30 protein-coding genes are annotated in these 26,995 nt (G+C 63.7%); 11 read left to right on the top strand and 19 right to left on the bottom strand.

Annotated features, from left to right (window positions below):
• Window positions 1-29 precede the first annotated feature (29 nt).
• Window positions 30-848 carry an AAA family ATPase gene (locus tag DVK00_RS11445; protein WP_101349155.1) on the bottom strand — a complete coding sequence of 273 codons (819 nt, stop codon included), beginning with the start codon at window positions 846-848 and terminating at the stop codon, window positions 30-32.
• 267 nt (window positions 849-1,115) lie between these two features.
• Between DVK00_RS11445 and prf1 the strand changes: the two genes are divergently transcribed.
• Window positions 1,116-2,372 carry a peptide chain release factor aRF-1 gene (gene prf1, locus DVK00_RS11450; protein WP_121577742.1) on the top strand — a complete coding sequence of 419 codons (1,257 nt, stop codon included), beginning with the start codon at window positions 1,116-1,118 and terminating at the stop codon, window positions 2,370-2,372.
• A 25-nt stretch (window positions 2,373-2,397) separates the two neighbouring features.
• Here the strand turns inward: prf1 and DVK00_RS11455 are convergent, their stop codons facing one another.
• The 11 genes from DVK00_RS11455 to ahaH form a co-directional block, all read right to left on the bottom strand.
• Window positions 2,398-2,790 (bottom strand): DUF6276 family protein, encoded by a 393-nt coding sequence (locus tag DVK00_RS11455; protein WP_101349153.1) that lies wholly within the window; start codon window positions 2,788-2,790, stop codon window positions 2,398-2,400.
• A gap of 56 nt (window positions 2,791-2,846) precedes the next feature.
• Complete coding sequence (locus DVK00_RS11460) at window positions 2,847-3,539, bottom strand: V-type ATP synthase subunit D (protein ID WP_101349152.1); 693 nt, start codon at window positions 3,537-3,539, stop codon at window positions 2,847-2,849.
• A gap of 108 nt (window positions 3,540-3,647) precedes the next feature.
• On the bottom strand, window positions 3,648-4,400 hold the full coding sequence (gene cop3 / locus DVK00_RS11465; RefSeq protein ID WP_101349151.1) for a cruxrhodopsin Cop3: 753 nt from the start codon (window positions 4,398-4,400) through the stop codon (window positions 3,648-3,650).
• Between the two features lie 93 nt (window positions 4,401-4,493).
• On the bottom strand, window positions 4,494-5,906 hold the full coding sequence (locus tag DVK00_RS11470) for an ATP synthase subunit B (RefSeq protein ID WP_121577743.1): 1,413 nt from the start codon (window positions 5,904-5,906) through the stop codon (window positions 4,494-4,496).
• A 2-nt stretch (window positions 5,907-5,908) separates the two neighbouring features.
• Window positions 5,909-7,669 (bottom strand): ATP synthase subunit A, encoded by a 1,761-nt coding sequence (locus tag DVK00_RS11475; protein WP_101349150.1) that lies wholly within the window; start codon window positions 7,667-7,669, stop codon window positions 5,909-5,911.
• A gap of 2 nt (window positions 7,670-7,671) precedes the next feature.
• Complete coding sequence (locus tag DVK00_RS11480) at window positions 7,672-7,995, bottom strand: V-type ATP synthase subunit F (RefSeq protein WP_053966473.1); 324 nt, start codon at window positions 7,993-7,995, stop codon at window positions 7,672-7,674.
• Complete coding sequence (locus DVK00_RS11485) at window positions 7,992-9,065, bottom strand: V-type ATP synthase subunit C (protein ID WP_101349149.1); 1,074 nt, start codon at window positions 9,063-9,065, stop codon at window positions 7,992-7,994. The genes DVK00_RS11480 and DVK00_RS11485 overlap by 4 nt, the downstream gene beginning before the upstream one ends.
• Complete coding sequence (locus tag DVK00_RS11490; protein WP_101349148.1) at window positions 9,062-9,646, bottom strand: V-type ATP synthase subunit E; 585 nt, start codon at window positions 9,644-9,646, stop codon at window positions 9,062-9,064. The genes DVK00_RS11485 and DVK00_RS11490 overlap by 4 nt, the downstream gene beginning before the upstream one ends.
• Window positions 9,647-9,668: 22 nt before the next feature.
• A complete protein-coding gene (locus DVK00_RS11495; RefSeq protein ID WP_004518385.1) occupies window positions 9,669-9,929 on the bottom strand; it encodes a F0F1 ATP synthase subunit C in 261 nt (86 codons plus the stop codon).
• A 218-nt stretch (window positions 9,930-10,147) separates the two neighbouring features.
• Complete coding sequence (locus DVK00_RS11500) at window positions 10,148-12,388, bottom strand: V-type ATP synthase subunit I (protein WP_101349147.1); 2,241 nt, start codon at window positions 12,386-12,388, stop codon at window positions 10,148-10,150.
• Window positions 12,375-12,707, bottom strand: coding sequence for an ATP synthase archaeal subunit H (gene ahaH / locus DVK00_RS11505; protein ID WP_101349146.1), 333 nt, complete (start codon window positions 12,705-12,707; stop codon window positions 12,375-12,377). The genes DVK00_RS11500 and ahaH overlap by 14 nt, the downstream gene beginning before the upstream one ends.
• Before the next feature lie 115 nt (window positions 12,708-12,822).
• On the opposite strand from ahaH, the gene DVK00_RS11510 reads away from it, so the two are divergent.
• Window positions 12,823-13,443 carry a methyltransferase domain-containing protein gene (locus DVK00_RS11510; RefSeq protein ID WP_101349145.1) on the top strand — a complete coding sequence of 207 codons (621 nt, stop codon included), beginning with the start codon at window positions 12,823-12,825 and terminating at the stop codon, window positions 13,441-13,443.
• Between the two features lie 26 nt (window positions 13,444-13,469).
• Here DVK00_RS11510 and DVK00_RS11515 read toward each other — a convergent pair whose 3' ends face one another.
• On the bottom strand, window positions 13,470-14,702 hold the full coding sequence (locus DVK00_RS11515; RefSeq protein ID WP_121577744.1) for a hypothetical protein: 1,233 nt from the start codon (window positions 14,700-14,702) through the stop codon (window positions 13,470-13,472).
• 154 nt (window positions 14,703-14,856) lie between these two features.
• Between DVK00_RS11515 and DVK00_RS11520 the strand changes: the two genes are divergently transcribed.
• The 7 genes from DVK00_RS11520 to DVK00_RS11550 all read left to right on the top strand — a co-directional run bounded on the left by DVK00_RS11520 (window position 14,857) and on the right by DVK00_RS11550 (window position 20,329).
• On the top strand, window positions 14,857-15,951 hold the full coding sequence (locus DVK00_RS11520) for a hypothetical protein (protein WP_121536281.1): 1,095 nt from the start codon (window positions 14,857-14,859) through the stop codon (window positions 15,949-15,951).
• Window positions 15,952-16,035: 84 nt separating this feature from the next.
• On the top strand, window positions 16,036-16,827 hold the full coding sequence (locus DVK00_RS11525) for an electron transfer flavoprotein subunit beta/FixA family protein (RefSeq protein ID WP_101349142.1): 792 nt from the start codon (window positions 16,036-16,038) through the stop codon (window positions 16,825-16,827).
• Window positions 16,827-17,777 carry an electron transfer flavoprotein subunit alpha/FixB family protein gene (locus DVK00_RS11530; protein WP_101349141.1) on the top strand — a complete coding sequence of 317 codons (951 nt, stop codon included), beginning with the start codon at window positions 16,827-16,829 and terminating at the stop codon, window positions 17,775-17,777. Before DVK00_RS11525 ends, DVK00_RS11530 begins: the two co-directional genes overlap by 1 nt.
• Before the next feature lie 61 nt (window positions 17,778-17,838).
• On the top strand, window positions 17,839-18,681 hold the full coding sequence (locus tag DVK00_RS11535; RefSeq protein ID WP_121511299.1) for a polyprenyl synthetase family protein: 843 nt from the start codon (window positions 17,839-17,841) through the stop codon (window positions 18,679-18,681).
• A 45-nt stretch (window positions 18,682-18,726) separates the two neighbouring features.
• Window positions 18,727-19,290, top strand: coding sequence for an AAA family ATPase (locus DVK00_RS11540; protein ID WP_121577745.1), 564 nt, complete (start codon window positions 18,727-18,729; stop codon window positions 19,288-19,290).
• Window positions 19,287-19,709, top strand: coding sequence for an RNA-binding domain-containing protein (locus DVK00_RS11545; protein ID WP_101349138.1), 423 nt, complete (start codon window positions 19,287-19,289; stop codon window positions 19,707-19,709). Before DVK00_RS11540 ends, DVK00_RS11545 begins: the two co-directional genes overlap by 4 nt.
• A complete protein-coding gene (locus DVK00_RS11550) occupies window positions 19,706-20,329 on the top strand; it encodes an HAD family hydrolase (protein ID WP_101349137.1) in 624 nt (207 codons plus the stop codon). Before DVK00_RS11545 ends, DVK00_RS11550 begins: the two co-directional genes overlap by 4 nt.
• 47 nt (window positions 20,330-20,376) lie before the next feature.
• Here DVK00_RS11550 and DVK00_RS11555 read toward each other — a convergent pair whose 3' ends face one another.
• The 3 genes from DVK00_RS11555 to DVK00_RS11565 all read right to left on the bottom strand — a co-directional run bounded on the left by DVK00_RS11555 (window position 20,377) and on the right by DVK00_RS11565 (window position 22,883).
• On the bottom strand, window positions 20,377-20,721 hold the full coding sequence (locus DVK00_RS11555) for a hypothetical protein (protein WP_101349136.1): 345 nt from the start codon (window positions 20,719-20,721) through the stop codon (window positions 20,377-20,379).
• Window positions 20,722-20,813: 92 nt separating this feature from the next.
• Window positions 20,814-21,869: a molybdopterin-dependent oxidoreductase gene (locus DVK00_RS11560; protein ID WP_101349135.1), complete on the bottom strand. Its 1,056-nt coding sequence runs from the start codon at window positions 21,867-21,869 to the stop codon at window positions 20,814-20,816.
• Between the two features lie 51 nt (window positions 21,870-21,920).
• Complete coding sequence (locus DVK00_RS11565) at window positions 21,921-22,883, bottom strand: lamin tail domain-containing protein (protein ID WP_101351394.1); 963 nt, start codon at window positions 22,881-22,883, stop codon at window positions 21,921-21,923.
• 87 nt (window positions 22,884-22,970) lie between these two features.
• Between DVK00_RS11565 and DVK00_RS11570 the strand changes: the two genes are divergently transcribed.
• The gene (locus DVK00_RS11570) at window positions 22,971-23,864 is read left to right on the top strand and encodes a CBS domain-containing protein (RefSeq protein WP_121511303.1); all 894 of its coding nucleotides are present in this window, start codon (window positions 22,971-22,973) and stop codon (window positions 23,862-23,864) included.
• A gap of 121 nt (window positions 23,865-23,985) precedes the next feature.
• Window positions 23,986-24,720, top strand: a complete 735-nt coding sequence (locus tag DVK00_RS11575) for a GNAT family N-acetyltransferase (protein ID WP_121511304.1) — start codon at window positions 23,986-23,988, stop codon at window positions 24,718-24,720.
• Between the two features lie 2 nt (window positions 24,721-24,722).
• Here the strand turns inward: DVK00_RS11575 and DVK00_RS11580 are convergent, their stop codons facing one another.
• Genes DVK00_RS11580 through DVK00_RS11590 form a run of 3 tightly spaced genes read right to left on the bottom strand, consistent with a single transcriptional unit; the run spans window position 24,723 to window position 26,966 of the window.
• Window positions 24,723-25,766 (bottom strand): nucleoside recognition protein, encoded by a 1,044-nt coding sequence (locus tag DVK00_RS11580; protein WP_121536275.1) that lies wholly within the window; start codon window positions 25,764-25,766, stop codon window positions 24,723-24,725.
• 54 nt (window positions 25,767-25,820) lie between these two features.
• Window positions 25,821-26,387: a magnesium transporter gene (locus DVK00_RS11585; protein ID WP_101349132.1), complete on the bottom strand. Its 567-nt coding sequence runs from the start codon at window positions 26,385-26,387 to the stop codon at window positions 25,821-25,823.
• Window positions 26,388-26,966, bottom strand: a complete 579-nt coding sequence (locus DVK00_RS11590; RefSeq protein ID WP_101349131.1) for a magnesium transporter — start codon at window positions 26,964-26,966, stop codon at window positions 26,388-26,390.
• Between the last annotated feature and the right edge of the window lie 29 nt (window positions 26,967-26,995).

Here is a 26,995-nt window from a genome sequence, read left to right on the forward strand (position 1 = left end):
CGACCGGAACAGCAAGCGGTACAGAACCGTCAATTAAACAGGCCAAACACGCCGCCCGAGTCCTCGTCGTCGTCGACATCTGAGCGGTCGTCGGTGTCGTCAAGGAACCACTCATCATCAAGTATGGTCTCAACATCTACTTCGGGACTCTCGCCCCGGAAGAACACACCCTCAAGCGCCTCGGTCAGCCGCTGGTAGGCGTCTGCAGCCGTGCTTTCGGGGGCGTTGAGCACAAGCGGTTCTTCGGTCGTCGCTTGCGGGTCGTCCGGGATGACCGCGAGCAGCGGGAACTCCATCTGCTCGGCGATGGACGCGACATCAGTGTGGCGGGTCGCACGGTTGATGATCGCACCGAGGACGATCCCGTCGATTCGGTTCGCTAGCTGGGCCGTTTTGACCGTATCACCCACCGCAACGTCGTCGGGAGTCGTGACGAGGACGATTCCGTCGGCCAACCCGAGCGGCACGGCAACTTCGTGGCTCAGTCCGGCCCCAGTGTCGATCAGCACCACGTCGTAGGCATTTCGGAGCGTCTTGATGACTTTCCGGAGCTTTGCGGGGTCAGCGTCCGCGAACGCTTCGAGCGACTGTTCACCCGGAATCACCGTGAGCCCACCCGGTGCATCGGTCAGAGCCTCACTCACGGCAGCCTCGCCGGCCAGAATCTCGTGGAGGCTCTTTTCCGGCTCCACGGAGAGCATCGAGCCGAGGTTCGCCATCCCCAGATCCGCGTCGACGACAGCCACATCGTAGTCCATCTCCTGAAGGACAGCTCCGAGATTTACCGCGGTCGTCGTCTTCCCGACGCCGCCCTTGCCGCCCGCAATCGTACACACGTACCCCGCCATAGTCTGATTGCTTGGGTACAATGCAGGCAGTCATATAAATGCGACTGTCAATTGTCGAACCGCTCCGGGAGGCGCCGCACAGACTAGTCAGTTCCACGGCCACGCAGGTCGTTCCTCCCGCTGGGTATCCGAGGACCGCACTTCGCGTGCCCCTCGCCCCTTCCTCCACGGCACCCACCGGTCACCGTTCCGGCACGAGGACGGCTCACTCCGTTCGCGCCCCTCGCTGTCAACAGGTTCTTACGCCACCTCGGCCAACAGAGAGTAATGAGCGAGCAGCAGGAACAGGAACAATCTGACAAGCAGAAATACGAGTTCCGGAAGGTCATAGAGGAACTCAAGGGGTACCAGGGTTCGGGCACCCAGCTGGTCTCTATTTACGTCCCCGAGGACAAGCAGATAAGCGACGTCGTCGCCCACGTCACCCAAGAGCACTCCGAGGCCTCGAACATCAAGTCGAAGGACACCCGCACCGCGGTCCAAGACGCGCTGACTTCGATCAAAGACCGGCTTCGATACTACGACAACACGCCGCCGGAGAACGGCCTAGTGCTGTTCTCGGGGGCGTTCGACACCGGCGGCGGCCGGACCGACATGGTGACCAAGGTCCTCGAATCCCCGCCCGACCCCATCGAGTCGTTCCGCTACCACTGTGACTCGGAGTTCCTGACCGAGCCACTGGAGCACATGCTAGCCGACAAGGGGCTGTTCGGCCTCATCGTGCTCGACCGGCGCGAGGCCAACGTCGGCTGGCTGAAGGGCAAACGGGTCGAACCCGTCAAGTCCGCCTCCTCGCTGGTGCCGGGCAAACAGCGGAAAGGTGGGCAGTCCGCCCAGCGGTTCGCCCGCCTGCGCCTAGAGGCTATCGACAACTTCTATCAGGAGGTCGCGGGGATGGCCAACGACCTGTTCGTCGCCGACCGCCACGACCTGGACGGTATCCTCGTCGGTGGCCCCTCACCGACGAAAGACGAGTTCCTCGACGGCGACTACCTCCACCACGAGCTACAGGACATGGTGCTGGGGAAGTTCGACGTTGCCTACACCGACGAGTCGGGCCTGTACGACCTCGTGGACGCAGCCGACGAGGTGCTGGCCGAACACGAGATGCTCCGGGACAAGGAGCTCATGGAGGACTTCTTCAAGCAGCTCCACAACGGGGACAAGGCCACCTACGGCTTCGACCAGACCCGCCAGAACCTCAACATGGGTGCGGTCGAACAGCTGCTCATCTCCGAGGACCTCCGGAAGGACGTGGTCGCCTACACCTGCGAGAACGGCCACGACGAGTACGACCTCATCAACAGCAACGCGGCGACCGACGACCACGAGTGTACCCGCTGTGAAGCCACCGTCGACGCCGAGGACGGCGAGCGCGAAGACGCCATCGACCACCTGATGGAACTGGCCGACCAGCGGGGCACAGAGACGGTGTTCATCTCGACTGACTTCGAAAAAGGCGAACAGCTGCTGACCGCTTTTGGCGGCGTCGCCGGCTTGCTGCGTTACTCGACAGGCGTCTAACGCGTCGTTCACACCGTCAGTTCTGTTATAGCAACTGTTCGAGTTGCCGACGGCGACGGCCGAGGTCGACATGGGCCGCCTCCCCGTAGCTTGCGGCAAGCCGATCCAGCACCAGCAGCGGGTCGACGCCTTCGCGCTCGATTCGCTCTAGCAGCGCGGTGATCTCCTCGCGGTGCATCGCAAGCGAGTCGAGCAGACCGACGAGCAACACCACCGGGATCGCTGCCCCATCGGCAGTGGGGATTGCACTGTCGAGTCTTGTGAGGTCGGGCACATCAGCGGGCGGCTCCGTCTCTGGGTGCAGTGCCAGACAGGACCGGCAGACGCTGGCCCCCGGTGCGTCGCCGGGGAGATACTGCTGGAGATCAGCCGGAACCGGAATCGAGACGAGGTCGCCACCGCAGTCGGGACAGGACATACTCATCCACGGACGGGAAACCGCAAAAACGATACCGGTCAGGACGGGCTCTCTGTTCAGTCGTCAGCAGTGACCGCTTCGGGCTCTTCTTCCGCTGCCTCTTCGGCCGCGAGCGTGTCTTCTTCCTCTTCTTTCTTTGCTTTGATCTTTTTCATGCGGAAGATCTCTTCGCGCTCCTGCTCTTCGAGTTTCTGCTCGATGTACTCTTGATTGTCATAGAGGTCGGGCAGGAGCTTGAATTCGAGGGCATTGACACGGCGTTTCGTGGTCTCGATCTCTTCGAGCATCTTCTTCATCGCCGTCTCGACTTCGGCGGCGAGAATGATGTTTTCGAGCAGTTCCTCGTATGCCTCGGCAGCCTCGTCGATACGGGCCGAGGTCCCCATAACGCCATAGCCGCGTTCGTCCAGTGACTTTCGAACCTTGCTGGACTCGATTTGCGGGACGACGACGCCCATGATGTTCTTCGACTGGGTCGTCAGTTCGGGGTGTTCTTTCAGCGCTGCAGCGGCCCCACGGACAGCCACGTCACCCTCCATCGCCCGGGCCATATTGATCGCGCGCTGGGCCCGCTCGTAGGAATCGTCGAGATCTTCACGGACGTCCTGCGCCTGATCCAGAATGTCCATGAACTCCATGATGAGGCCGTCACGCTTCTTCTCCAGCGTGTCGTGCCCACGCTCGGACAGCTCGATGCGGTCCTCGATCTGCATCAGATTCTTGCGCGTGGGTTTGACGTCCTTAGCCATTACGGGCCTCTTTTCGACGTAGGCAGTTAACGGTTTCCAGTTATTTCGGTCCGAGCGCTGCCGCTTCCGGACTGACACCGAAAAAACGAGGTCGACGAACGGCAGCGGTTAGTCGTCTGCAGGCGTTGCGCCAGTTCCGGTCGCCTCGGCCGCGCCGTCAAGCACGCCGTGGCTCCGGAGCAGGATGATACCGAAGCCGACCTTCGCGACGAGGTCGATGACCATGAAGCCGGCTGTCTCGATCCCGATACCGACGAGGCCGATTCCCTCGGTACCAACGAGCCACCAGACCGGATAGACCAGCCAGACGACGGTGACGAGGTTGCGCAACGTCTTGAACGTGCTACGCGTGTCGCTTGGCAGGTCTGCGACCCGGCCGGACAGCGAGCTGAACAGGAAGTACAGCAGGACCAGCAGGAAGGCGGTGCTGATGCCCCACCAGACCAGCCGTTCCGCGCCGGCCGACAGCACGCCGCTGCCTGCGCTCAGCGTCGCAACCAGACCGGTCCCGATCATCAGCACATCGAGGCTGACGAGCGACGTGATAGTGTTACGGTCTGCCCCTGCAAGCAGTCCAAGGTCGTACAACAGCAACGGCGTGGTAAACAGCCAGTCACTGTACCGCGCCCAGTAAATTGGATGTTCCTCACCGGCGAACTCAACGATTGTCAGCCCGAAGCCAAGTGCCATCGCGAGGTAATTCACGAACGCGATTGCCGTGATAAGTATTGTCGCGATGTAGAACTTCTGGCGCCGGCTGTCGGTTTCACCCCAGCCACGCGCGATGAAGTATAGCATGCCGAGGAACATGCCCGCTGTACCTAACCACAGCCAAATTCCTTCGCTCCCTGGTGCTGGCATAGTGCAGTTTACATTAGGCACTCAAAGGCAAATAGTGGCATACCCAAAATATTAGGTACAAACGACGGGCGGCCGTGAGATGTAGGGCCGTCGTTACGCTTCGACGGCTTCTGCGGTCTCGTCCTCGCGGTAGTGCTCTTCGATGAGGTCCTCGTCGATGCGGTTCAGCGCATCCTTCGGGAGCATCGAGAGCAGGTCCCAGCCGAGTTCGAGCGTCTCGTCGATACTGCGGGCCGTGTCGGTGCCCTGATCGACGAACTCCTCTTCGAAGCGGTCGGCGAAGTCCAGGTACTTGTTGTCCAGTTCCGACAGCGCCTCGCGACCGACGATGTTCACGAGGTCGCGCAGGTCCTCACCCTCCGCGTACGCGGCGAATATCTGGTCTTTCACGTCGGCGTGATCGGCGCGGGTCAGCCCCTCGCCGATACCGTCGTCCATCAGCCGCGACAGGCTCGGCAGGACGTTGATCGGCGGCTGGATGCCCTGGCTGTTGAGGTCGCGGTCGATGTAGATCTGGCCTTCGGTGATGTACCCGGTCAGATCCGGAATCGGGTGCGTGTCGTCGTCGCCGGGCATCGTCAGAATCGGGAGCTGGGTCACGGAGCCCTCGCGGCCCTCGATTCGACCGGCGCGCTCGTAGAGCTGGGCCAGGTCGGTGTACATGTATCCGGGGTAGCCACGGCGGCCCGGGACCTCCTCACGCGCGGCACCGATTTCGCGCAGCGCCTCGCAGTAGTTGGTCATGTCCGTCAGGATGACCAGGACGTGGTAGTCCTTCTCGAAGGCGAGGTACTCGGCGGTCGTCAGGGCCAGCCGCGGCGTAATCGTCCGCTCGACGGCCGGGTCGTCCGCGAGGTTCATGAAGACGACCGAGCGTTCCAGCGCGCCGGTGCGCTCGAAGTCGTCCATGAACTCGTTTGCCTCTTCGGCCGTGATACCCATCGCGCCGAAGATGACTGCGAACTCCGAACCCTCGTCGCCTTCGCCGTCTTCCTCTTCCGGCACCGTCGCCTGTCGCGCAATCTGGAGCGCGAGGTCGTTGTGGGGCAGGCCGGAGGCGGAGAAGATGGGGAGCTTCTGGCCGCGGACGAGCGTGTTCATGCCGTCGATGGCCGAGACGCCCGTCTGGATGAACTCCTCGGGGTACTCCCGCGAGAAGGGGTTGATGGCTTCGCCGACGATGTCGCGGCGCTCGTCAGGAACGATTTCCGGGCCGCCGTCGATGGGCTGGCCGGTCCCGTCCATGACCCGCCCGAGGAGGTCCTCGGTGACGGGCATCTTCATCGTCTCGCCGAGGAAGCGAACCGAGGCGTCGCGGTCGATACCTTCGGTCCCCTCGAACACCTGGATGGCGACGTAGTCGCTCGCAGATTCGAGCACCTGGCCACGGCGGGTCTCGCCGTCGCTGAGCTCGATTTCGACGATGTCGTCGTAGCCGACCGGTTCGTCGGTCTCGACGAACACCAGCGGTCCGCTGATCTCCGTGATTGTCTGGTACTCTTTCATTGTTAGTACAGCTCCCTGAGCTGTGACTCGATGTCGTCTTCGAGTTCGTCGATGTACTCGTTGTAGTCCTCCTGCACGCCGATACGGTTGAGCCGCGGCGCGGCGTCGATGTCGGTGATTTCCTCGACGGGAACGCCGGCATCGAGCGCCTCGAAGGCCGCATCGTTGTACGTCTTGGCGGCGTCCATGATGCGGTAGGTCTTCTCGGGCTCACAGAAGGTGTCGACGTCGTGGAAGGCGTTCTGCTGGAGCCACGCCTCGCGCAGGTAGCGGGCGATTTCCAGCGTCAGCTGCTGGTCTTCCGGCAGCGCGTCCTTCCCGACAAGCTGGACGATTTCCTGCAGTTCGGCCTCCTCATCCAGCGTGTCGATGGCCCACTGGCGCGTCTCCGGCCAGTCGTCCCGGACGTTCTCCTCGAACCACGGGTCGAGCTGGTCGCGATACAGCGAGTACGACTCGTTCCAGTTGATAGACGGGAAGTGCCGGCGTTCGGCGAGGTCGGCGTCCAGCGCCCAGAACGTCTTGACGATACGCAGCGTGTTCTGGGTGACCGGCTCCGAGAAGTCCCCGCCCGGCGGCGAGACGGCCCCGATGACCGAGACCGAACCCTCGGTACCGTTGATGTTCTCGAAGTACCCGGCACGCTCGTAGAACTCGCTCAGGCGAGCGGAGAGGTACGCGGGGTACCCCTCCTCGCCGGGCATCTCCTCGAGCCGGGAAGAGATTTCGCGCATGGCCTCGGCCCACCGGGAGGTGGAGTCGGCCATCAGCGCCACGTCGTAGCCCATGTCACGGAAGTACTCCGCGATGGTGATTCCCGTGTACACACAGGACTCACGGGCCGCGACGGGCATGTTGGACGTGTTGGCGATGAGGCAGGTCCGGTCCATCAGCGCGTTGCCGGTGGTCGGGTCTTCCAGTTCCGGGAAGTCCTCGATGACCTCGGTCATCTCGTTGCCACGCTCGCCACAGCCGACGTAGACGACGATGTCAGCGTCGGCCCACTTGGCGAGCTGGTGCTGGGTGACCGTCTTCCCGGAGCCGAAGGGACCCGGGATGGCGGCCGTCCCGCCTTTCGCAATCGGGAACAGGCCGTCCAGCACGCGCTGGCCGGAGATGAGCGGCTCCGTCGGGGTCTCCTTCTCGACGGTCGGCCGCTGCTGGCGCACCGGCCACTCCTGGTGCATCTGGATTTCCTCGCCGCTGTCCAGTTCGACAACCGTCTCCTCGACGGTGAAGTTGCCCGATTCGATGGCGACGACCTCGCCACCCTCGGAGTCGGGCGGGACCATCACTTTGTGATCGATACTGGGCGTCTCAGGGACAGTGCCGACGATATCGCCGGCTTCGACCTCGTCGCCTTCCTCGACTTCGGGGGTGAACTCCCAGGTCTTCTCCAGGTCAATGCCCGGCGCGTCGACGCCGCGGTCGAGGAACGCCGACCCCATCTTCTCTTCGAGCACGTCGAGCGGGCGCTGGACGCCGTCGTAGATGGCGTCGAGCATGCCCGGCCCGAGGTCCACGGAGAGGGGCGAGCCCGTCCCTTCGACGGGTTCGCCGGGGGAGACACCGGAGGTCTCCTCGTACACCTGAATCGTGGTGATGTTTCCTTCGATCTCGATGACCTCGCCCATCAGCCCTTCCGAGCCGACGTAAACGACGTCGTTCATCCGGGCGTCGAGGTCCCGAGCCGTTACGACCGGTCCCGAGACGCTTTCGATAATGCCGTCCTCGCGGACGTCTGTGTCTGTTGCTTGACTCATGGTTAGTCTTCGTCCATCAGGTCGATACCGATGGCTCGTTTTATCTGTTCACGCAGTCCGCCGCTCCCAGTGCCGCCGCCGAGCGTGACCATCACTGGCTCGACACTCGTCTCCGCGTCCTGCCGAACACCGCGTGAGAGGTGCGACAGGTCGTCGTCGTGCATTACGACGATGCCGACGTCGTCGTCGTTGAGCATCTCCTCGACGGCCTCGTCGAGTTGCTCGTCTTTCTCGTCGGCAGGCACGTCCGCGAACTTGCGGACGCCAGCTAGCCGAAAGCCCGTCGTGAACTCCGGGCTGCCGATGACAGCGATTTCCTGGCTCATAGTATCACCAGCTCCTGTTCGACCTCGTCGGGGCCGAGACCGGCCTCGCGACCGCGGGCGATGGCCCGGATGTTGTCGACCTCGCGTTCCTTCGCGAGAACGTAGGACAACACCGGACAGACCGACAGCGGATAGCGGTTCGAGAGCCGGTCAGCGTATTCGAGCAGCGCCGCGTCCAGCGCCCGCTCGAAGTCGATGAGGTTGTCAGCCTCCTCAAGCGCCGACAGCGCCTGATCGAGGTCCTCGCCGTACTTGCTCTCGCGGACGGCACTGACCAACTGGTCGAGATTCGTCGACAGCTGTGCGACCTCCTGGGCGTCGAACAGCTGGCCGCCCTCGATGAAGTACTCCGAGGGGTCGATGTCCGCGCCGCTGCGGGCCAGCCGGAGCGCGTTCCGGAGGTTGCGGAAGTCGACTTCCGTCTCCAGGAACTCGACGTACAGCCCGGTCGGACTGTCGACCTCGGGGTTGTCCGGCAGTCCCGACAGCAACGTCTCGTAGAAGGCGCGGTCGAGCGCGTTCTCCAGGGGCACGAGGACGCCGCTTTCCTCGTACACGTCGAACGCCTCGGCCAGTGACTCGCCGAAGATGGTGTCGTCGAGTTGCTCGACGACCTCCTCGATAGAACCGGCGTTCAGCAGGTCCTCGATGCGGCGGTCGGCGAACTCGCCGGCCCGGATGAGGTCGTCCTCGACCTCCGTCCGCTCTGCGTCCGAGTAGAGCCCGCGGATAACGGTTTTGACGTTCCACACGTCGAACTTCCGCAGGTAGCGGGCGATGTAGTCGTACAGCGCCCCCTCGGACCAGCGAAGCAGGTCGTCGAAGTGTTTCGCGAGGTTACGGTTCAGCGCGTACTCCACGAGGTCGACGCCGTCGTACCGGGAGCCGAGCGCGTTCATCTCGGTCTCGTACTCTGTTTCCTCCATGAAGCGGGCGATTTCGCCCGTCCCCATGCGGACCAGCTTCCGGTAGTCGTCATCGTCGAACAGGGATGCGCTGCGGGCACGAACCCGTGCGATGACGTACTCGTAGTTGCTTCCCTGGCCGCTCGTTCCCGTTCGCGAACTCATTGGTCTTCGAACAGGCGGTCGCTGATTGCTTTCAGGTTGTCCTCCCAGACGTCCTCCAGGATGGAATCGAACGTGTTGTTCACACGGACCCGTGACTCACCGCTCTCGACGACGACGCCGCCGAGGCAGTCCCGTTCGCCGGCGTACGTCGCGCCGTCGTAGTCATCGAGTACATCCTCGAGAAGCGACTGGTCCGACGCACGGCCGTACACCGACAGCTCGTCGCTGTCGCCGAATTCCTCGACAGCGGCGTCGAGCAGTGCGCGTGTCAGTTCCTCTCGTCTGTCCCCTTCGAGGGCCGCAAGCGCGTCCTCGACGTCACCGTGAACGTCTTCGAGGATGTCACGCCGGGCGTTGAGCCGAGCCTGTTTGGCCTCGAGCTTCGCGGAGGAGAGCCGCTGCTCTCGCTCCTGCTCGATGGTCCGCTCGACCTCTGCCTCGCGATCCTCTCGGATCTGCTCGGCGTCGGCCTCGGCATCAGCAATAATCTCCTCGGCACGTTCGTCGGCCTCGTCGCTAATCTCCTGAGCACGCGCGCGGGCCTCGTCGCGGATATCCTCTACGACTGTTTGAAGGCTCATTATTGGAAAAGACGGAGTGTTGTTAGACGACGAAGACGACGACAAGCGCGAGAATGACGAGCGTTTCCGGCAGGACTGTCAGGATGAGTCCGCGGCCGAACATGCTCTCGTCTTCTGCGATTGCGCCGACGGCGGCGGCCCCGATCCCACGTTCCGCATACCCCGAACCGAGCGCGGCGAGTCCGACGGCAAGCGCTGCGCCGGCTGAAGCCGGAATAGCTGGAGCACTGGCGGTACCTTCCTGCAGTACTGCGTTGACAAGGAGTGCGATGGTTTCGATCATGGATGTGTAGTCTCTGGAATTGCTCGTGTCCGAACAGGCGTATGTGAATCCACGTAGTTCATAAAGCTTCCCAAAACGGTTCGTCAGCGTGCTGTTCGGGCGGTTTAGCGGCTCAGCTGTGGTCGGTTGTGAGCGTGTAGCAGTCGACACCCGCAACGAAATTGGCAAAACCGGCAGTAAACAGCGGCGATTAGCCCGAATAGAAAGGAAGCGCGCGGTCAGTCCTCGGTCGTGTAGGTGCGTTCGTAGCCGAACGGGTTGTACCGCTTCCCGCCGCCTTCGAAGAACTTGCCGAAGAACTCCACGTACTCAAGTCGGACGCCCTGGAGTCCGGCGCTGGTGATGCCGAGCACCAGCACGAGTAGATGCCCGATGACCAGGATGAGAACCCCGACCAGCGCGGCGGCGATACCGGAGTGGATGAGCCCGGGGAACATGATCGCTTCCGCGCCGTATTCGGAGATTGCCCACTCAGGCCCGTGCCCGATGAGGAAGTGGAACTCACCGTCGTGTGAGTACGCGCCGAAGAACAGCAGATTGACCACGAAGGCCATCCCTGCCTTGGCCAGCAGTACGGCAGCCAGCCGCGTGTACGACAGGACGTTCACCAGCACGTTGAGGAACTCGACGACCTCGATTGGGTCGGCGAGCGCCAGCAGCACGAGGCCGGCAAAGAAGAGGATGAGCCACGCCGAGAACGGCGCACCCAGTCCCGGAATCGTGAAGAGATTGATCGCTGGCAGCCCAGTGAATCCCCATGCGTACGGATTCCCTGCGAAGACACCTGCCTCAGCGGTATAGAGGAAGTCTGGCGCTGCACCGTTCGCGCCGGAGAACACCCACGCCCAGAGGCCAAACAGCATCAGCAGCCACGACCCGCTTTCGGTGACGGCGTCCCAGAGGCTGTGGCTCAGGTTCTCGATGAAGTCGAATATCCAGCCCGCAGCGAGGTGGACCGTCCCGGCAAGCAGGCTGACTGTCAGCCACGCCAGCGCGTAGTCGGCGTAGTGCGGCTGGAGTCCCTTGTGCATCGGCGCGCTCTTGAATCCCAGCGCGGGCCAGAAGACGTTCGAAATGGTGTGCAAGCCGAACACCTCACCGTACAGCACACCGAACAGCGCGGTGAAGCCACCGGCCCACATCGCAACGCCGCCCAGGCTTTTGAGCACGTCACTGTCAACCTTCGAGTACAGCCCGTATCCGAGTGCGAGGTACAGGAGCCCGTAGCCGAGGTCACCGATCATGAACCCGAAGAAGGCCGGGAACGTCAGGAAGAAGGCGACCGTTGGGTCGAACTCGCCGTACTTCGGTCGGTTGACGACCTCGACGAGGTCCTCGAAGGGTCGCACGCCGCTCGGGTTGTCCTGAATGACCGGTGGGTCGTCGCTGCCCATCGTGATGACGCCGCCGTCAGCGACGGTTTCCTGCGGTTGGCGCTCGCTCTCCGGCTCGGGAGCATCGACCGAACTGCCGACCGGTTCGCCGCCGTTGCCGCCCTCGCGCTCGACTTCCTCGTGAGACTCCGCGTGCCCGTCGCTGTCGTACTCGGCGATTTCGATCCTGTCGATGTCGACAGCATCGCCGACAGCGCTCGAAAGGGCCTGCTCGAACTCCTCGTAGCGCTCGTTCGGAATCCACCCCTCGGCGATGAAGGCGTTTTCCGTCGTCGCGAAGGTGAGCGGCGCTTCGCCCTTCTGGGCCTCGATAGCCAGTTTCTCCTCGGCTGCGAGCAGGAATCCGGCGTGGTCGAGACGGAGTTCATTGAGTTCGTCTTCGACGGTCGAGAGCTTCGATTCGAGCTGCTGTTTCTCGTGTTCCAGCTCTTCGAGATATGACGTCGGGTCGCCGTCGCCTTCTGGGACTTCGAGCCGGGAGAACGTCGCCCCGACCAGTGCGTCCTGCAGAGCGTCTTCGTCGGCCTGTGCGAACACGGCGACGACGCCGTCCTCGGTGAACAGCTCGAACGTTTCGATGTCGCTAGCTGCAAGGACGGTCTCGATCTCGTCGCTGTCGCCCTCGCCGACGACGACTGACAGCGAGTCGTAGCCACGGAGCAGGTCGAGATCGATGCCAAGCGTGACGAACGGGGCCATCGTGTTGATCCGGTCCTCGACGGCCCGGAGTTCATCACGGACATCGTCGCGCCGGTCGTCGAGTTCGTTGACCGCCGTCCGCACCTCGTCGAGTTGCTCCTCGATCGCCTCGTCAGTGACAACTCGGGTCGGACCGGCGTCCTCCTCACTGACATCCAGAATTGACTGGAGCGAGCGAACCGTGACGAGCTTATCCGAGACCTCGTTGGTTCCCTCGAGCGAGTTCCCGGGTTCGAATCCGTCCCAGGAGCCGTCATACTCGGTGACGTGGAGCATATCGAGGTCGTGGACGGCCTCGATTGTCTGCTCCATCGCGCGTTTCGACCCCGTCACCGAGACGCGGCACATCTTCTCAGGTCTGAGCATGCACCGCCTCCTCGAACAGGTCTGTGACGTATTCGACTACCTCGTCGATCTGTTCACTGGCCTGCTGTTCGAGGTCTTCGCGAGCGCTCTCGCCGTCCTCGATGATCTGTTCGCGCTCGGCCTCGATCTCTTCGCGAGCCGCTTCAAGACGGTCTTCTGCGGCCGCGTCGGCCTCATCCCGCGCTGATTCGCGGATCTCCTCGGCCTCTTCCCGAGCCTCCGCGATGCGGTCTTCGCGGTCTTGTTCGGCCTCTGCGACGATCTCGTCGGCCTCCTGCTCGGCCTCCTGTATCCTGTCAAGAACTTCTGGCCGTGGCATTCTCTAATCATGTGAGCGTTGCCAGAGCGGCTATTTGGTAGTTGCGAAGTTTCTCCGTGTGAGACACCGGCCAAAATCCGGGGAATTATGACCGCCAAGTCCTAAGCTGGGGGTAATGGGAGTCCTCGAGAATAAAGCCCGCGCGCGGACGTTCTACAAGTATCTCTCGAAGGTGTACGACCAGATCAACCCCTTCATCTGGGACGAACGGATGCGCGACGAGGCGATCGCAATGCTCGACCTTGCGCCCGACGACAGAGTCCTCGATGTCGGCTGTGGCACCGGCTTCGCCACCGAGGGACTGCTCGAACACGTCGATACGGTGTACGGGCTCGACCAGAGCCCCCACCAGCTTTCGAAAGCCTTCGAGAAGTTCGGCAAGTTCGGTGACGTGCGCTACCACCTCGGTGATGCCGAACGACTCCCGTTCAAAGATGACAGCTTTGACGCGGTGTGGTCCTCAGGGTCCATCGAGTACTGGCCCAACCCCGTCGACGCGCTCGCTGAGTGTCGCCGACTGACCAAACCCGGTGGCAAGGTCCTCATCGTCGGTCCCGACTACCCGAACTCGACAGTCTTCCAGAAGATGGCCGATGCCATCATGCTGTTTTACGACGAGGAAGAGGCCGACCGGATGTTCACTGAGGCCGGCTTCGAGGAGTTCGAACACCACATTCAGCAGTCCCGACCGGGCAGCCCGCGTGCGATTACGACAATCGCAGAAGTCCCCGAATAACAGCGAGTTTCTACCTTCTCACGTCGTTACGCCGATCCGCTAACAGGCACTCGAACCCGTTCGCCGTCCTGTGTGGTGGCGGTAACCGTGTACTCCCCACGGGGCTCGACCGTCCAGAGAGTGCCGTCTGTCCCGGTCGTACCGATCCGCTTACCGTTTATTCTGACGGTCGCATCGGTCGGAGAGCCCGTGCTGTTATCAGTGGCCGTGATGAGCAGCGGGCCGGACTCGAAGGACTGCTGGACTCGAACCCGAACGGACTGGTTCACACCCGCCGCCACTTCCGACCGGTCGACCGTCGTCAGTTCGAGAGTCTGCGTCTCGTAGAAGACGTTCGTCGTCCCGCCGTCGAGATAGGCCGTCAGTTGTCCGTTGGAGTGATCAGCCTGAATCTGGTAGATGGCACTCCGACCGTATGTCTGAACAGACGGGTACTGCTCGCTGTAGAGCCACGGATAGAGGGTCTCTGCCCGCGTGTTGACCGCACCGAGAGAGTCGTTGGTCTGTGCGAACTGGTCAACTGCCGTCTGTTCGCGGTCCTGTCCGAGATACGTCTCACGCGTGTATTGGCCGTCTGCGACTGTAGACAACATATACCCTTCTGAGGACGCCTCAACGTACACCGCGTTCGGCTCGACCGTCCCGGCGGTCTCGTCGCTGATACGCTGACTTATCGGGCCGCGGTACGTCTTGAGCACGCCTCTGCTGTTCTCCAGGCGGAAGCGCTGCGCCGGTGAGAGCGAGTAGTCCGGCGCGGTGCCGGCGGTGGCCCGGATACGGTCGAGCCGGGTGGCCAACTGACGTGACTCAGCGTCGATCAGTGCACGCTGTCGCAGGAACTCTGTCGCGGTTATCACACCGCTGGCGTATTGCTGGATGGCGGCCTGATTCCGTCGTTCGAGACTCGCTCGCTGGCTTTCGATATCGGTCAGCGTCTCGTCGACGAGGCGGTCGCGAGCGGCCTCGCTGTCCTGCTGGAAGAACTGCCGCTCAAACGTCGTCGTCGCGTAATCGCTCCGGAGGTCACTGGATCCGGTTGCAACCGCGACGCCGACGTCGATTGAGGACCGGTTGTACGTCGTTGACCTGACATCACTGGCTGAGATCGCGAGATGGTTCGTCGTGTTGTCGACGGCCGTGATCTGTGGTAACTGATCGCTGCCGTCAGCGGTCTGGGCTGGCGAGGCTGCCCCAGTCACCGGGGCAGCCACGGAAACAACCATGAGGAGGATCACACCGACTGCGGGGAGGGGACGCATCACCGACAAATACTCACCCACTGTACAAAAATCTCCCCATTCTCCATATATCAATAATCGTCTAAGAAGGCACGAGACGTTTCAAAGCGCCCGCTGACGTTTTATTCTCGGATGGAAAGGGTTTTGCCCCCAGAACGTTCATCGATGAACGAGAATGACCCCGCGGGTTTCAGGTGCCCTCCTCCTCCTTGTCCTGCTTGCCCTGTTTGCGACCCCGCCGCTCGCGACAGCGGCGACAGCGGATACTGTCTCCGCACAACAGACAACCGGGACGCCGGCACCGGTCGCGGAAAACACGACGTTCGCCCTCCAGATACAATCGAACGGCGACGCCAAGTGGACGATAACAGACACCTACGCGCTTGACGAAAGCGAAACTGAGTCGTTCAGAGACACCGGTGAGCAGTTCGCTGGCGACGGCGAGGCGGTATGGCTACCAGCATTTCGGGAGGCAAAAGACGAGGCCAGTACGGTCACCGGTCGTGAGATGGAGATCACTAACGTCGACCGTCGGTACGAGGTGTCAGACCGCAGAGGGCAACTGATCCTCGAGTTTACCTGGACGAACTTCGCGGTTGTCACCAGCGAGAACGTCGTCGTCGGTGACGCGTTCAATTCAACGGATGGCACGTGGTTCGGGACGCTGACTGCAGACCAGCGACTCGTTATCTCGCCGCCGGCTGGGTACGGTGTAGAGAGCGCCCCGAGCGCCGTAGACGACGGAAAGCTGGTTTTCGAGGGGCGTCGGACGTTCGAGCCGGGATACCTGTCCGTCGTGTACACTGGCGAACAACCGACGACCGAAACGCCGACGGGGACCCCGGAGTCGATCTTCAGTGGCATCGGCTCGGCCTGGATCGGCGGCGTTGTGCTGATGTTGCTACTCGTTGGTGCCGTCGGGTACATGTTCAAAACGGGATACACTGACGGGCTGCCATCAATCGCAGCCGGGACCGACGACGAGGGAGACGACAGTACTGGGACGGCAGCCGCAACGAGCGACACCACGGCCTCAGATGATGTCGATGTCGAACTGCTGAGCGACGAGGAACGCGTCGAACGGCTCCTCGAAGAAAACGGCGGTCGGATGAAGCAGGCGCGCATCGTCTCCGAGACCGGCTGGTCGAACGCGAAGGTGTCCCAGTTGCTCTCATCAATGGACGACGAAGGGCGGATCGACAAACTCCGCATCGGCCGGGAGAACCTCATTTCGTTCCCGGACGAGGATATCACCGACTTCGACGAGTGAGCCACAGGACAGCCTGAGCGTAAACAAGCCGGGCGTGGTTTCTGGTTCGGAAACGTTTATTCGCTGTCCGATCGGACTGCCGATATGAAAATTCTTGTCACGGTGAAGGAGGTGGCAGCCGTCGACGACGAGTTCGAGATCGACGGACTCGCTATCGACGACCGATATGTCACAGCCGACCTCAACGAGTGGGACGAGTACGCTGTCGAAGAGGCCGTCCAGATAAAGGAGGCCCACGACGATGTCGAGGTCGTCACCGTCACCATCGGCCCGTCCGAAACCGACGAGACGATCCGACAGGCGCTGGCGAAAGGGGCCGACCGCGCGATCCGTGTCTGGGACGACGCACTCGCCGACGCCGGCCTGCTGGACCCCGAGACGAAGGCCGAGGTGCTGGCCGCTGTCGCCGCCGAGGAAGACCCCGATCTGGTGCTGACTGGCGTTCAGTCCGCCGACGACGGATTCGGGGCGACCGGTGTCACGCTGGCCGATAAACTCGACATGGAATGGGGCGCTGTCGTCAACGACCTCGACCTCGATCTGGAGGCAGGTGTTGCAAGCGTCCACCGTGAACTGGAAGGCGGCGTCGAGGAACTCACCGATATCGAAATCCCCGCTGTACTGACGATACAGACCGGGATCAACGACCCACGCTACGCGAGCCTTCGGGGCATCCGGCAAGCTCAGAGCAAGGAACTCGCGGAGTACAGCCTAGTAGATGTCGGACTAGACGCGGCTGAAATCGAGAGCCCGCTGGAACAGACCTCGCTGTACGAGCCGGAAACCGAGGGCGAGGCGACGGTGTTCGAAGGGAGTCCCGAGGAGACGGCGGCCGAGTTGGCTGAACTGCTCGCGGAGAAGGGGGTGACCAGCTAATGTCGGTCCTCGCTATCGCCGAACACCGGCGCGGGGAACTCCGACCGGTGAGCCTAGAACAGCTAGCAGCCGGTCGCGCTCTCGCAGACGAACTCGGCGGCGAGCTACACACCGCCGTCATCGGCGGTGATGTCGAGGCGTTTGGATCGGATCTGAACCGTGAGGGCGTTGATATTGTCCACACCGTCGATATCGGCGAGGAGTTCAACCACGACGTGTACACGCAGGCCGTCACCCAGCTGGCCACGGAACTGAACCCGACCGTTCTCCTGATGCCCAACAGCGTCAACGGCCTCGATTACGCGCCGGCAGTCGCCAACCGGCTGGGCCGGCCGCTCGTGACCGACGTGGTCGACATCGACGCCGAAGACGGCCTCACCGCGACCAGAGAGCTGTACGGCTCGAAAACCGAGACGACAATCGACGTGCACGCCGAGCAGGCGGCCGTGACCATCCGCCCGGCCGAGTGGCCGACAATCGAGGCGGACGGTGACGCCACAATCGAGGCATTCGACGCGACCATCGATGAGAGTGCCGTCAAGTCCACGGTGAAGGGCTTCGAGGAGGTCGGCGGTGGCGACATCGACATCACTGACGCCGACGTGCTGGTGTCCGTCGGCCGCGGTATCGAAGAAGAGGAGAACCTCGACATTATCCACGACCTCGCCGAGGCACTGGACGCGACGGTGTCGGGTTCACGGCCGCTCATCGACAATGGCTGGCTGGAGAAGGACCGCCAGGTCGGCCAGAGCGGGAAGGTCGTTACTCCGGACGTGTACATCGCCATCGGTATCTCCGGGGCCGTCCAGCACGTCGCCGGGATGAAGGGCTCGGATACGATTGTCGCCATCAACACCGACCCGAACGCACCGATCTTCGACATCGCCGACTACGGTATTCAGGACGACCTGTTCGAGGTCGTCCCGGCACTCATCGAGCAGTTCCAGTAGCCGCGACCCACTGAATCGCGGGTGACAAGGTACTTTTTATGGTAGTCCTAAGGGGGCGGTAATGGAGTATCTCGAGCGCCGGCGAGACCGGGTCGAGGAGCGCTTGGAGGCGGTTCTCGACAGCGTGGAGCCGGATGAACTCGCAGATGAAGTGCGTCACGTGGCGCTTTCCGGGGGAAAGCGAGTTCGGCCGACGGTGACAGTGCTGGTTTGTGAGGCGCTGGGCGGGGAGCCGGGCGATGCCGTCGATTTCGCGGTCGGCATCGAACTCGTCCACAACGCCTCGCTGGTCATCGACGACATCATCGACGAGTCAGAGCTCCGGCGGGGTTCTCCGGCCGCCTGGGAGGCCTTCGGCCACGGCCCGGCTATCATCGCCTCTGACGGCCTGCTCGGCGAAGCGTTCAATCTCTTTTCGACGGACGAGCGCGCCATGCAGACCGTCTCCGAGTCGATGGTCGAACTCGGCGAAGGCGAGGCCATGGAGCTGGTCGCAGAGCCCTCCAACGAGAAGGAGTACATGGAACTGGCCCGTCGGAAGACCGGGGCGCTGTTCCGCGCTGCGGCAGAACTGGGGGCAATCGCGGCCGACTCGGACCCGTACACGGTCGAGGCGGTCGGGCAGTACGCCGAACGGGTCGGCGTGGCCTTCCAGATGCGTGACGACGTGCTCGATGCGACAGCCGACGCCGAAACGCTGGGCAAGCCGGCCGGGACCGACGCGGAGATGGAACGACCGTCGCTGGTGGAAGTGACGGAGCTGACGACCGAGGAGGCAAACGAGCGGGCGCGGGCTGAATCCGACGCCGCCCTGGAGTCGCTATCGACCATCGACGCCCCGGAGTCCCAGTCGATGGAGTACCTGCGGGACCTCGCGGAGTTCGTCGTCGTCCGCGAGCGGTGAGCCCGAACGGGAGGGCTTTTGCCCGCTGCTCGATTACGCCCGGCAATGACAGTTATCGGTATCGTCGGGCTGCCGGGCAGCGGGAAAAGCGAGGCAGCGAACGTCGCCGCCGAGATGGACGTGCCGGTCGTGACGATGGGCGACGTCATCCGTGAGGAGTGCCGTGACCGCGGGCTTGACCCCGCATCGGACCACGGAGCGGTCGCGAAGGCGCTTCGAGAAGAGAACGGCCCTGCCGCCATCGCCGAGCGCTCGCTACCGATGATTGAGGCGGAACTCGAATCGAATGACACCGTCCTCGTCGACGGTATTCGGTCGGACGTGGAGGTTGAAGCGTTCGAATCGGCCTTTGGCGACGCGTTCCTGCTCGTCGAGATAGACGCCCCGTTCGAACTGCGGGCCGAGCGACTCGACATCCGGGGGCGGGACACTTCGGCCGAAGACGGCGGCGAGTCGCTTGAGGACCGTGACGCTCGCGAACTCGGCTTCGGGATGGGCGAGGCCATGGACATGGCCGACCTGACTATCGAGAACACGGAGACGCTGGCCGCGTTCCAGCGGACTGTTCGCACACTGATTCGGGACGGGTCGGAGGCGCTTAACCAATGAGCGCCGTCTACGCCGTCGACATCCAAATCGAAGCGCCCGTCAACGACACCGAGGTAACCGACCGGGTTGCAGACGCAGTTCGGACCCTCTTCCCGGAGGCCGACCCGACACACCAGCAGGGCGCACTCGTCGCCGAGGTCCACACGATGGACGGGTTCTCTGAGCTACTCCACCGGCGGGAAATCCTCGATACGGCGCGGTCTGTCTTCTTCGACAATCTGGAGGGGGACACCTTCGCGTTCGACGTGAAGAAGCAAGCGGCGTTCGAGGGACGCATAAACTTCGCAGTCGGTGACCCCTCCGAACTCGGTGACATCCGCGTGAACGTGACCGTCAACGAACCGTCGGCCGAGGAGTATATCGACTACGTCGCGCCGCCGACCGAAGACGGCCAGCCGGTCTACGACGAAGACTCATGACGACGACCATCTGTTTCGACCTTGACGACACAGTCGTCCACTATCCGGAGCCGTACAAGAACATTATCCGAAGGACCGTCGAAGCCCATGGTATCGAGTACACCGACGAGCTTCGGGCCGTTAGCAAGGAGGTATTTTATACGGCCTTCGAGGCGCTGGAGCCGGACCCGTACCGCCAGTCGATGGCCGCGGTCGCCGAAGCGGCCGGGGCAGACGTTGACCTCGATGCGCTGGTCGAGACGCTCAAGCAGACCGAGTTCGCGTCGACGACCGTCCCCGACACAGCCCGGGACAGCCTGACCGCACTTGCCACCGACAATCGGCTCGCGATTGTCACCAACGGAATCCGGGAGCGGCAGGTCGCCAAGCTCGACCACCACGGGCTGACCGACCTGTTCGACCTTGTTGTCGCCTCCTACGAGGTCGGCGCACACAAGCCCGACAGCGCGCCGTTCGACCGGGTCCGGGAAGAGCTACCGGCCGACGAATACGTGATGGTCGGCAACGAGTACGAAACCGATGTCGAAGGCGCACGTAACGCGGGCTTCGTGCCGATTCATTACGAGTCGGGTGATGACAGCGGGCCGGACCTCTGGGATTCTATCGACGCGCTGGTGTAGCGCACGGAGCCATCGGTACGGAGCGGCGTACTGGAAGCGGCCGACAATCAGGTCAGTACAGCGGTAAGGATAACGCCGGTGTTCCACGCCGTGACCACGACGCCGAGTAGCGCCAGCCCGAGCGGGACACCGATTGAGTACGGCCGAGAAACGTACTTCCAGATGGCGAAAAAGCCCACGAACACGGCGGCTTTCAGGCCGGTCAACACCAGCACCGCATGCTGTGCAAGCAGTAGCTTGACAACGGGGCTGAGTTCCGTCACCCCGGTAATACTGTAGCCGACGAGCGTCGTGACGAGGTCGCCGACGCCGAAAAAGGCGACGGCAACCGCCCACAGAGCAATGGCAGTGTTCGAGGGACCGGTGAGTCGGGCGGGGTGTCGCCAGTTCATACCACCCGGTACCGCGACACAGTACTTCGTTAGTAGTAGCTTCAATGACAGCTACACCGGTAAGCTCTCTTTTCGAAGGGTGTGGGCGTCGTTCAGAATCCGCTCACGAATATCGCGATCCACTCCCCGAGTTCGCGGCGCTTGCTGACCCGCACCGAATCGACCCACTTCACCCACTGAAACCCCCGACGACCGGGCGCAACGAGTCGGAGGGGGTAGCCGTGTCCGTGGGCCAGGGGTTCGCCGTCGACGTGTGTGGCCAGCACGGCGTCGCGGGCCTCTAAGAGCGGGAGACTCCACCGGTAGCCAGTAATAGAGCGGAACTGGACCCACGCCGCCGCGTCGTCGGGGTCGGCGGCGTCGAGCAGGTCACCGACGCGAACGCCCTGCCACTCGTGACCGGAGTACCAGCCGCTCGTGCAGTCAAGCACCGCCGGTTCGGTCGCGTCCGGCGAGAGGTCGGCTGCGGCGTAGCTGGTCTCGCTGGCGACCCGGCCACCGACCGACAACGACCACTCGGCCGCGTCGACCGGGTCCGGATCGTCGGCGACCCAGCTAGTGACTGGGAACCGGTTGCCGTCACCGGTCCCGTCCTCCCGCGAGCCGGTGTACCTGCGGTCCGCGCCGGCCGTACCGAGTGCGTCGTTGACTGGCCCCTGGAGTCGCCAGATCAGTGCCCCCGTGGTTACCAACCCAGCGTACCGGAGAACGTCACGGCGGCCGCCGCGGGTGGCCTCTGCTGGGGAGTAAAACCGGGTTCGGAGATGCATCAGCAACAGCAGCGGGACCAGCAGGCCGAGCGCGACGTGGAGGTGAAACAGCCCCCACGGACCGAGGTCGAGCGTGCCGCCGAATATCCACCAGACGCCGGTGCCAAGCGCCCCCAGCGTGACCGCTGCCAGACCGACCGAGAGGACACGGGCCGCAGTGAGCCGCGACGGCGCGACACGGTGGACCACACGGTGGAGCTTCACCGGCAGCAGGAGCGTCAGCACCACGCCGGAGAGCGCGTGGAGGTCGATTATCCACGCACTGCTGGGAATGCCTGCGAAGATGGTGGCGATACCTGTGGCAAGCAGCGTCGCCACCGCCGCGAACAGCCCCCAGTCGACCGCCCGTGGCGTTGGCGTCAGCCGGTGGATGGCCATGGTACCGGTTAGCACCGGAGCGGCTTATACTGCCGTGACAGCGCAGCGGCGTCAGTACGACTGCCGGAGGAGCGGCTCACCGCTGGCGTTTCGGACCGTGACAGTGTCACCGTCGTTGTTCCAGACTGCCCCGTTCCGGCCCCAGTACCGCTCGGTCACAGTGTCGGTGCCGCGACCGGTGTAGAGGGTGACCGAGTCGTTCGGGCCGAGGGTCAGGTTCGCAAACGTGTACTGGTGCCCCGCAGCGTCGCTGACCGTCCACCCGGAGAGGTCGACCGACTCGTCGCCGGCGTTCGTGAGCGTGAGGTACTCGTCGTTCAGGTTCTCGTGGTCGTTTCCTGCCGCATCGGCGTGGATCGTCGCAATTTCGACACCGCTGGTGCTCTCGGTGATAGCCCCGCTGTCGGCGGTATCCGTCCGGGTCGTAGCGCCCGGGTCCGTACAGTGCCAGAGCCCGCGCCGGTCGGAGCGCGCGGCGTCCTCGGCCGCGTAAAATCGCTCGGTTCGCGTGAATTCGCTGTCGTAGACACGCGCGCGGCCAGTCTCGACGAGTCGGTAATTGAACAGCACTTCCTCGTGAACGACGTAGGCCAGTAGTCGGTCGTAGTAGCCCCGCCGGTTCAGATTCGAATCGAAGGCGAGTCCCACTGTCTCGCCGAGGAGCCGCTGTTTGGCGAGCGCCGAGGCGTTCGTGCCGGCCCCGCGGAGGCAGGCCGACCCGGCGTCGGTCTCGGGGACGCCCTCGAACTCCGCGGGGTCGGTCTCGGTGTGGACTTCGGGAGTATCGACGCCGACGAGTCGGACCGTGTCGCCAGTCCCGTTCTCGTAGGCAATCTGTATCGTATCGCCGTCGACGACGGCCGTGACGGTAACGGTGACGACTGCGTGTGGCACGTCGATTGCTGACTGGCCGTCAGCGGCGGCCCCCGTCGACTGCGACGGCGAGCCGGCGAAGCCGCTACAGCCGGCAGCCACCACGAGAACGACGACGAAACCGAACACGGGCCATCGCATCGGATAGACCTTGTCGGCCGGCGGCACAAGTGTGACGGTGCCGCTGGGCGGACTGTTATAGGTTTGCCACGAGTGGGTGTCCGTACAATGCTCGTCCCGCTGCCAGTCAGAGAGATTATGCGGACACCGGTCAAGACTATCAGTCCTGACGCTCCGGTCATCGAGGCGGCCCAGCGCCTCCGCGACGAGGATATCGGCTCGCTCGTCGTCGAGGACGGCGGCAGCTGCGTCGGCATCATCACGGAGAGTGACATCGTCGCTGTCACCGCAGCCGAGGGCGATACCAGAGCGCTGTCAGTCGGCGACGTGATGGCCGAGACACTGGTGACGGTCACCCCCGAAGTGGACATCGAAACAGCCGTCGAACGGCTCCGGACGAACAACGTCAAGAAACTGCCCGTCGTCGAGGACGGCGAACTTGTCGGGATTGTCACAACAACCGACATCTCTGACTACATCCCACACCTCAGGCGGGCAGGGGGAGCGACTGACGAGCCGTCACAGCGAGAGCGGTTCACCCGGCCGGACACGCTGTACGAGGACGAGGACTGGACCTTCGAGAGCTACGGGACTGCCGACGGTATCGACGTCGGTGACCACGTCCGGTTCAGCAAGACGATAACGCAGAGCGACGTGGAGGCCTTCGCTGAGGCCAGCGGTGACACGAACAGACTCCACCTCGACACGGCATTCGCGGACGGGACACGGTTCGGCCGCCGAATCGTTCACGGCACACTCGTCTCCGGCGTCATCAGCGCGGCCTTGGCCCGGCTCCCCGGGCTGACCATCTACCTCTCGCAAGAGCTGAGCTATCAGGGACCCGTCGACATCGACGAGGAGGTCACGGCCCGCTGTGAGGTCGTCGAGCGCATACAGGACAACCGGTTCCGGCTGGCCACAGCCGTCGATGACTCAGAGGGGAACTGCGTCATCGAGGGCGATGCCGTCGTCATCTCCGACCCGATTCCGGACACGGCCTGAGCTGACAGGTAAGCCCGCCTCGGCACGCTCGGCCGGGACTGATCGCACAGGAAACCACCGCAACAATGGTTTGTGTTACCAAACAACAATTGTTAATAATCTGCTAGTATATATGCTCGACATGGACGCTGTTGAACGGCCGACTTTCGAGACGAGCGCGGCGATGGAGGTGTATCAGTACGTCGAGCGACACGGGACCGCGGCGCGCCACAGGGTCCGCGAGGCGGTGGATCTATCGCCGGAGGCATTCGAGGAGGCCCTGACACACCTCTTGTCGAAGGGATACATCGAGGACGATGGCGGGACCCTGACGCTGGCGCTCGACGTCGGCTCCGTCGAGCAACACACCACGGACGGGCTGACGTACACGATTCGGCCGGCCCGTAACGACGATTTCGAGGGGCTCGTCCAGACGATTCGGAACGTCTCCAGCGACGGCACCTACGTCGTCGCCGAGAGCGTCGCCGAGCAGTTGCTGTACGAGGACGCCGTCACGCGGCACAACACGGTCGAGTCGCGGGTGTTCTTCGTCGCCACAATCGACGGCGAGGTCGTCGGCTGGTGTCACCTCGACATCCCGCAACTGGACAAGCTCCGCGAGACGGCCCAGCTCACCGTCGGCGTCAGGGAGGAACGGCAGGGACAGGGCATCGGCAGCCAACTCATGGAACGCGGGCTGGACTGGGCACGGGCCAACGGTTACCGGAAACTGTACAACAGCGTGCCGGCGATAACGGAGAACGCGATGGTGTTCCTCGAAGACCACGGCTGGCACACCGAAGGAATCCGGCGGAACCACTACACCGTCGACGGCGAGCAGGTCGACGAGGTGATGATGGCCTACACGTTCGAGTGAGCCTACAGCAGGACGACCAGCGCCAGCGCGATCCAGACGATTTTCAGCCCCGTGTTGACGACGATAACTTTCGAACCGAACTCCCGGCCCCAGATACCGTACTGGAACGGAATCGAGCGCTTGAACGTCGAGACGGCATACGAGATGATGCCGCCCACGAGCATCGTCGCCACGGCGGTCCGGGCGGTGAAAGTCCCGTTCCGGATGAGCGGCGCGATGACCGTTGCCCCCGAGGTGGTATCTAGCGCGTACGCGGCGATGACGGGGATGGCTGCGCCGGGCAGGCCGAGCAGCCCGGCGAACCCGTCGGCGGCGGCGGTCACGGACGCGCCGTCGCTGCCAGCCAGCGCCAGGAGTTCGTCGCCGTAGGCCACGAGCAGGGAGACGACGGCGTAGATGGCCGCCAGCCGCGGCAGGATGTCCCGGACCTTCTCGGCCGTCGCGTCGAACGCCGCCCTGACGGCCGCCCGGCGGGTGGCCGGGCGCTCGTCGAACACGTCCGCGGGGTCGTCGGCCGTCCCGCCGTCGGGGGCCGGTCCCGCGCCGGCACCCGACCGGCCGACGGCGGCCGGGTCCAGCAGGACCGCGCCCGCGGCGATGCCGGTCAGCGTAATCGCCAGCGCGACGAGCCCGCGGGTGGCGACGTACAGCACCCCGACGCGGAAGCCGAGGATGGGGATGAGTATCGGCGCGTAGAACGTGATGATGTGCTGGGCGAAGCCGAAGAACGTGTTGATGGTGACGGCGATGAGCGTCGCACGGTCGGACAGCACGCCGGACTCCCGGAAGTCGGCGAGCATCCCGTAGCCGGCGGTCGTCGACGCGGTCGTCGTCAGGATGGCGGTTCCGACCTCGTCCGGGAGATTCGCCGGCGAGGTGAGATAGCGCGAGACGACGGCGATTTTTTCGACCAGCCCGAACGCGACCGCCAGTTCCGCGAGGAACACGCCAAACGAGAGGAAGAGCGTGATACGGAGGACACGGACGGCAACCTCTCCGAGGACCGAGACGGCCGGGTGCCCGAGGACGGCGGCGAGCGACTGCACGGCTCGACGTAGCGGCCTGTCCCGCAAAGGCCCATCGGTAGCGTCAGTCGCCACTCACACGAACACGCGGACGGCACCGAACAGCACCACCACGCCCAACACGTCACAGACGTTCGTGACGACAGGGATGACCACGTCGTCGGGGTCCAGTTCGAACCGGTAGGCGGCGTAGGTCGTCACCGTCGTCACGACGATAGCCAGCACCGCCAACAGGCTGCCGCTGACGAGCGCGACCAGCACGACCGTCCGGAGCGGGAGCGCAGCGCCGCCGATGACGGTCTGAAGAAGCCACGCGCCGGCACCGACGAGCGGGAACAGTGTCACCGCGAGAGCGAGGGTAGCGATGGCGTTGCCGGCCAACCGGTCGTCAGTCGCCGTAAACGACAGGAGGCCGAGGTGAAACGCCGTCGAGAACCGTGCCGCGAGGATACTGCCGAGGTTGCCCGCCATTCCGATTGTTACCGGGACGAGGACGAGCAGCGACGGATACTGCAGCAGTGTTCCTTCGAAGGTATCCAGCACGAGGCCGCTCCCGAGTTCGATAGCAGTGAGGACGATCAGAATGGGAAACATCGTCCGGATGATGCCCGAAACCGACCACTGGGAGGCGAACTCCGCCACTCAGCCACCCCCCAGCGCGAGAACGAGGCGGGTTGCACCCAGCAGCGTCGCGACCCCGACCACGTCGCCCGTCGTCGTCACGACCGGGCCGGCCAGCGTATCCGGGTTGAGCCCGCGGCGGTAGCCGACGAACACGACCGAGACGACAGCGATAGTCAACAACAGCCCGGAGACGAAGCCCGCGATGAGCGCGATGGCGACGAGGGTCGCGAGCGGGGCCGACGGTCGCCCGACCAGCGCGAGCAGGGCGACAGCCATCACCGCGGCGACGCCGCTGATGAGCACGCCGTTTGCCAGTGCCGCCGCGACGGCGGCGTTGATGCGGTCGTCGTCGAAGGAGAACCGCGGGTCAATGAGTCCCTGATGGAGTGCCGACCCCAGACGGGCCCCGAGCGAGCCGTAGACGTTCCCACGGGTGGCAAGCAACGCCGGCACGAGCACGAGCAGTCCCGCAACGTCCTGCAACTCCGCGTCCATGCCGCCGAGGACGACGCCCGCGAAGAGGCCACCGACTGCACTGAGCGCCAGTACCGGGAGCGATTCCCGGTAGGCTTCGAGTGCCACCTCACGGACAGTCATTGCAGGCCGAAGGACGGCGAGTGAAAAAA

Origin of the sequence: Haloarcula sp. Atlit-47R, assembly GCF_003665985.1 — an archaeon.
GTDB classification, from domain to species: domain Archaea; phylum Halobacteriota; class Halobacteria; order Halobacteriales; family Haloarculaceae; genus Haloarcula; species Haloarcula taiwanensis.

Bases quoted from the DNA above. Each gene is read 5' to 3' on its own strand.
- DVK00_RS11445 (WP_101349155.1), bottom strand. From the start codon at position 848: ATGGCGGGGTACGTGTGTACGATTGCGGGCGGCAAGGGCGGCGTCGGG.
- prf1 (WP_121577742.1), top strand. From the start codon at position 1,116: ATGAGCGAGCAGCAGGAACAGGAACAATCTGACAAGCAGAAATACGAG.
- DVK00_RS11455 (WP_101349153.1), bottom strand. From the start codon at position 2,790: ATGTCCTGTCCCGACTGCGGTGGCGACCTCGTCTCGATTCCGGTTCCG.
- DVK00_RS11460 (WP_101349152.1), bottom strand. From the start codon at position 3,539: ATGGCTAAGGACGTCAAACCCACGCGCAAGAATCTGATGCAGATCGAG.
- cop3 (WP_101349151.1), bottom strand. From the start codon at position 4,400: ATGCCAGCACCAGGGAGCGAAGGAATTTGGCTGTGGTTAGGTACAGCG.
- DVK00_RS11470 (WP_121577743.1), bottom strand. From the start codon at position 5,906: ATGAAAGAGTACCAGACAATCACGGAGATCAGCGGACCGCTGGTGTTC.
- DVK00_RS11475 (WP_101349150.1), bottom strand. From the start codon at position 7,669: ATGAGTCAAGCAACAGACACAGACGTCCGCGAGGACGGCATTATCGAA.
- DVK00_RS11480 (WP_053966473.1), bottom strand. From the start codon at position 7,995: ATGAGCCAGGAAATCGCTGTCATCGGCAGCCCGGAGTTCACGACGGGC.
- DVK00_RS11485 (WP_101349149.1), bottom strand. From the start codon at position 9,065: ATGAGTTCGCGAACGGGAACGAGCGGCCAGGGAAGCAACTACGAGTAC.
- DVK00_RS11490 (WP_101349148.1), bottom strand. From the start codon at position 9,646: ATGAGCCTTCAAACAGTCGTAGAGGATATCCGCGACGAGGCCCGCGCG.
- DVK00_RS11495 (WP_004518385.1), bottom strand. From the start codon at position 9,929: ATGATCGAAACCATCGCACTCCTTGTCAACGCAGTACTGCAGGAAGGT.
- DVK00_RS11500 (WP_101349147.1), bottom strand. From the start codon at position 12,388: ATGCTCAGACCTGAGAAGATGTGCCGCGTCTCGGTGACGGGGTCGAAA.
- ahaH (WP_101349146.1), bottom strand. From the start codon at position 12,707: ATGCCACGGCCAGAAGTTCTTGACAGGATACAGGAGGCCGAGCAGGAG.
- DVK00_RS11510 (WP_101349145.1), top strand. From the start codon at position 12,823: ATGGGAGTCCTCGAGAATAAAGCCCGCGCGCGGACGTTCTACAAGTAT.
- DVK00_RS11515 (WP_121577744.1), bottom strand. From the start codon at position 14,702: ATGCGTCCCCTCCCCGCAGTCGGTGTGATCCTCCTCATGGTTGTTTCC.
- DVK00_RS11520 (WP_121536281.1), top strand. From the start codon at position 14,857: ATGACCCCGCGGGTTTCAGGTGCCCTCCTCCTCCTTGTCCTGCTTGCC.
- DVK00_RS11525 (WP_101349142.1), top strand. From the start codon at position 16,036: ATGAAAATTCTTGTCACGGTGAAGGAGGTGGCAGCCGTCGACGACGAG.
- DVK00_RS11530 (WP_101349141.1), top strand. From the start codon at position 16,827: ATGTCGGTCCTCGCTATCGCCGAACACCGGCGCGGGGAACTCCGACCG.
- DVK00_RS11535 (WP_121511299.1), top strand. From the start codon at position 17,839: ATGGAGTATCTCGAGCGCCGGCGAGACCGGGTCGAGGAGCGCTTGGAG.
- DVK00_RS11540 (WP_121577745.1), top strand. From the start codon at position 18,727: ATGACAGTTATCGGTATCGTCGGGCTGCCGGGCAGCGGGAAAAGCGAG.
- DVK00_RS11545 (WP_101349138.1), top strand. From the start codon at position 19,287: ATGAGCGCCGTCTACGCCGTCGACATCCAAATCGAAGCGCCCGTCAAC.
- DVK00_RS11550 (WP_101349137.1), top strand. From the start codon at position 19,706: ATGACGACGACCATCTGTTTCGACCTTGACGACACAGTCGTCCACTAT.
- DVK00_RS11555 (WP_101349136.1), bottom strand. From the start codon at position 20,721: ATGAACTGGCGACACCCCGCCCGACTCACCGGTCCCTCGAACACTGCC.
- DVK00_RS11560 (WP_101349135.1), bottom strand. From the start codon at position 21,869: ATGGCCATCCACCGGCTGACGCCAACGCCACGGGCGGTCGACTGGGGG.
- DVK00_RS11565 (WP_101351394.1), bottom strand. From the start codon at position 22,883: ATGCGATGGCCCGTGTTCGGTTTCGTCGTCGTTCTCGTGGTGGCTGCC.
- DVK00_RS11570 (WP_121511303.1), top strand. From the start codon at position 22,971: ATGCTCGTCCCGCTGCCAGTCAGAGAGATTATGCGGACACCGGTCAAG.
- DVK00_RS11575 (WP_121511304.1), top strand. From the start codon at position 23,986: ATGGACGCTGTTGAACGGCCGACTTTCGAGACGAGCGCGGCGATGGAG.
- DVK00_RS11590 (WP_101349131.1), bottom strand. From the start codon at position 26,966: ATGACTGTCCGTGAGGTGGCACTCGAAGCCTACCGGGAATCGCTCCCG.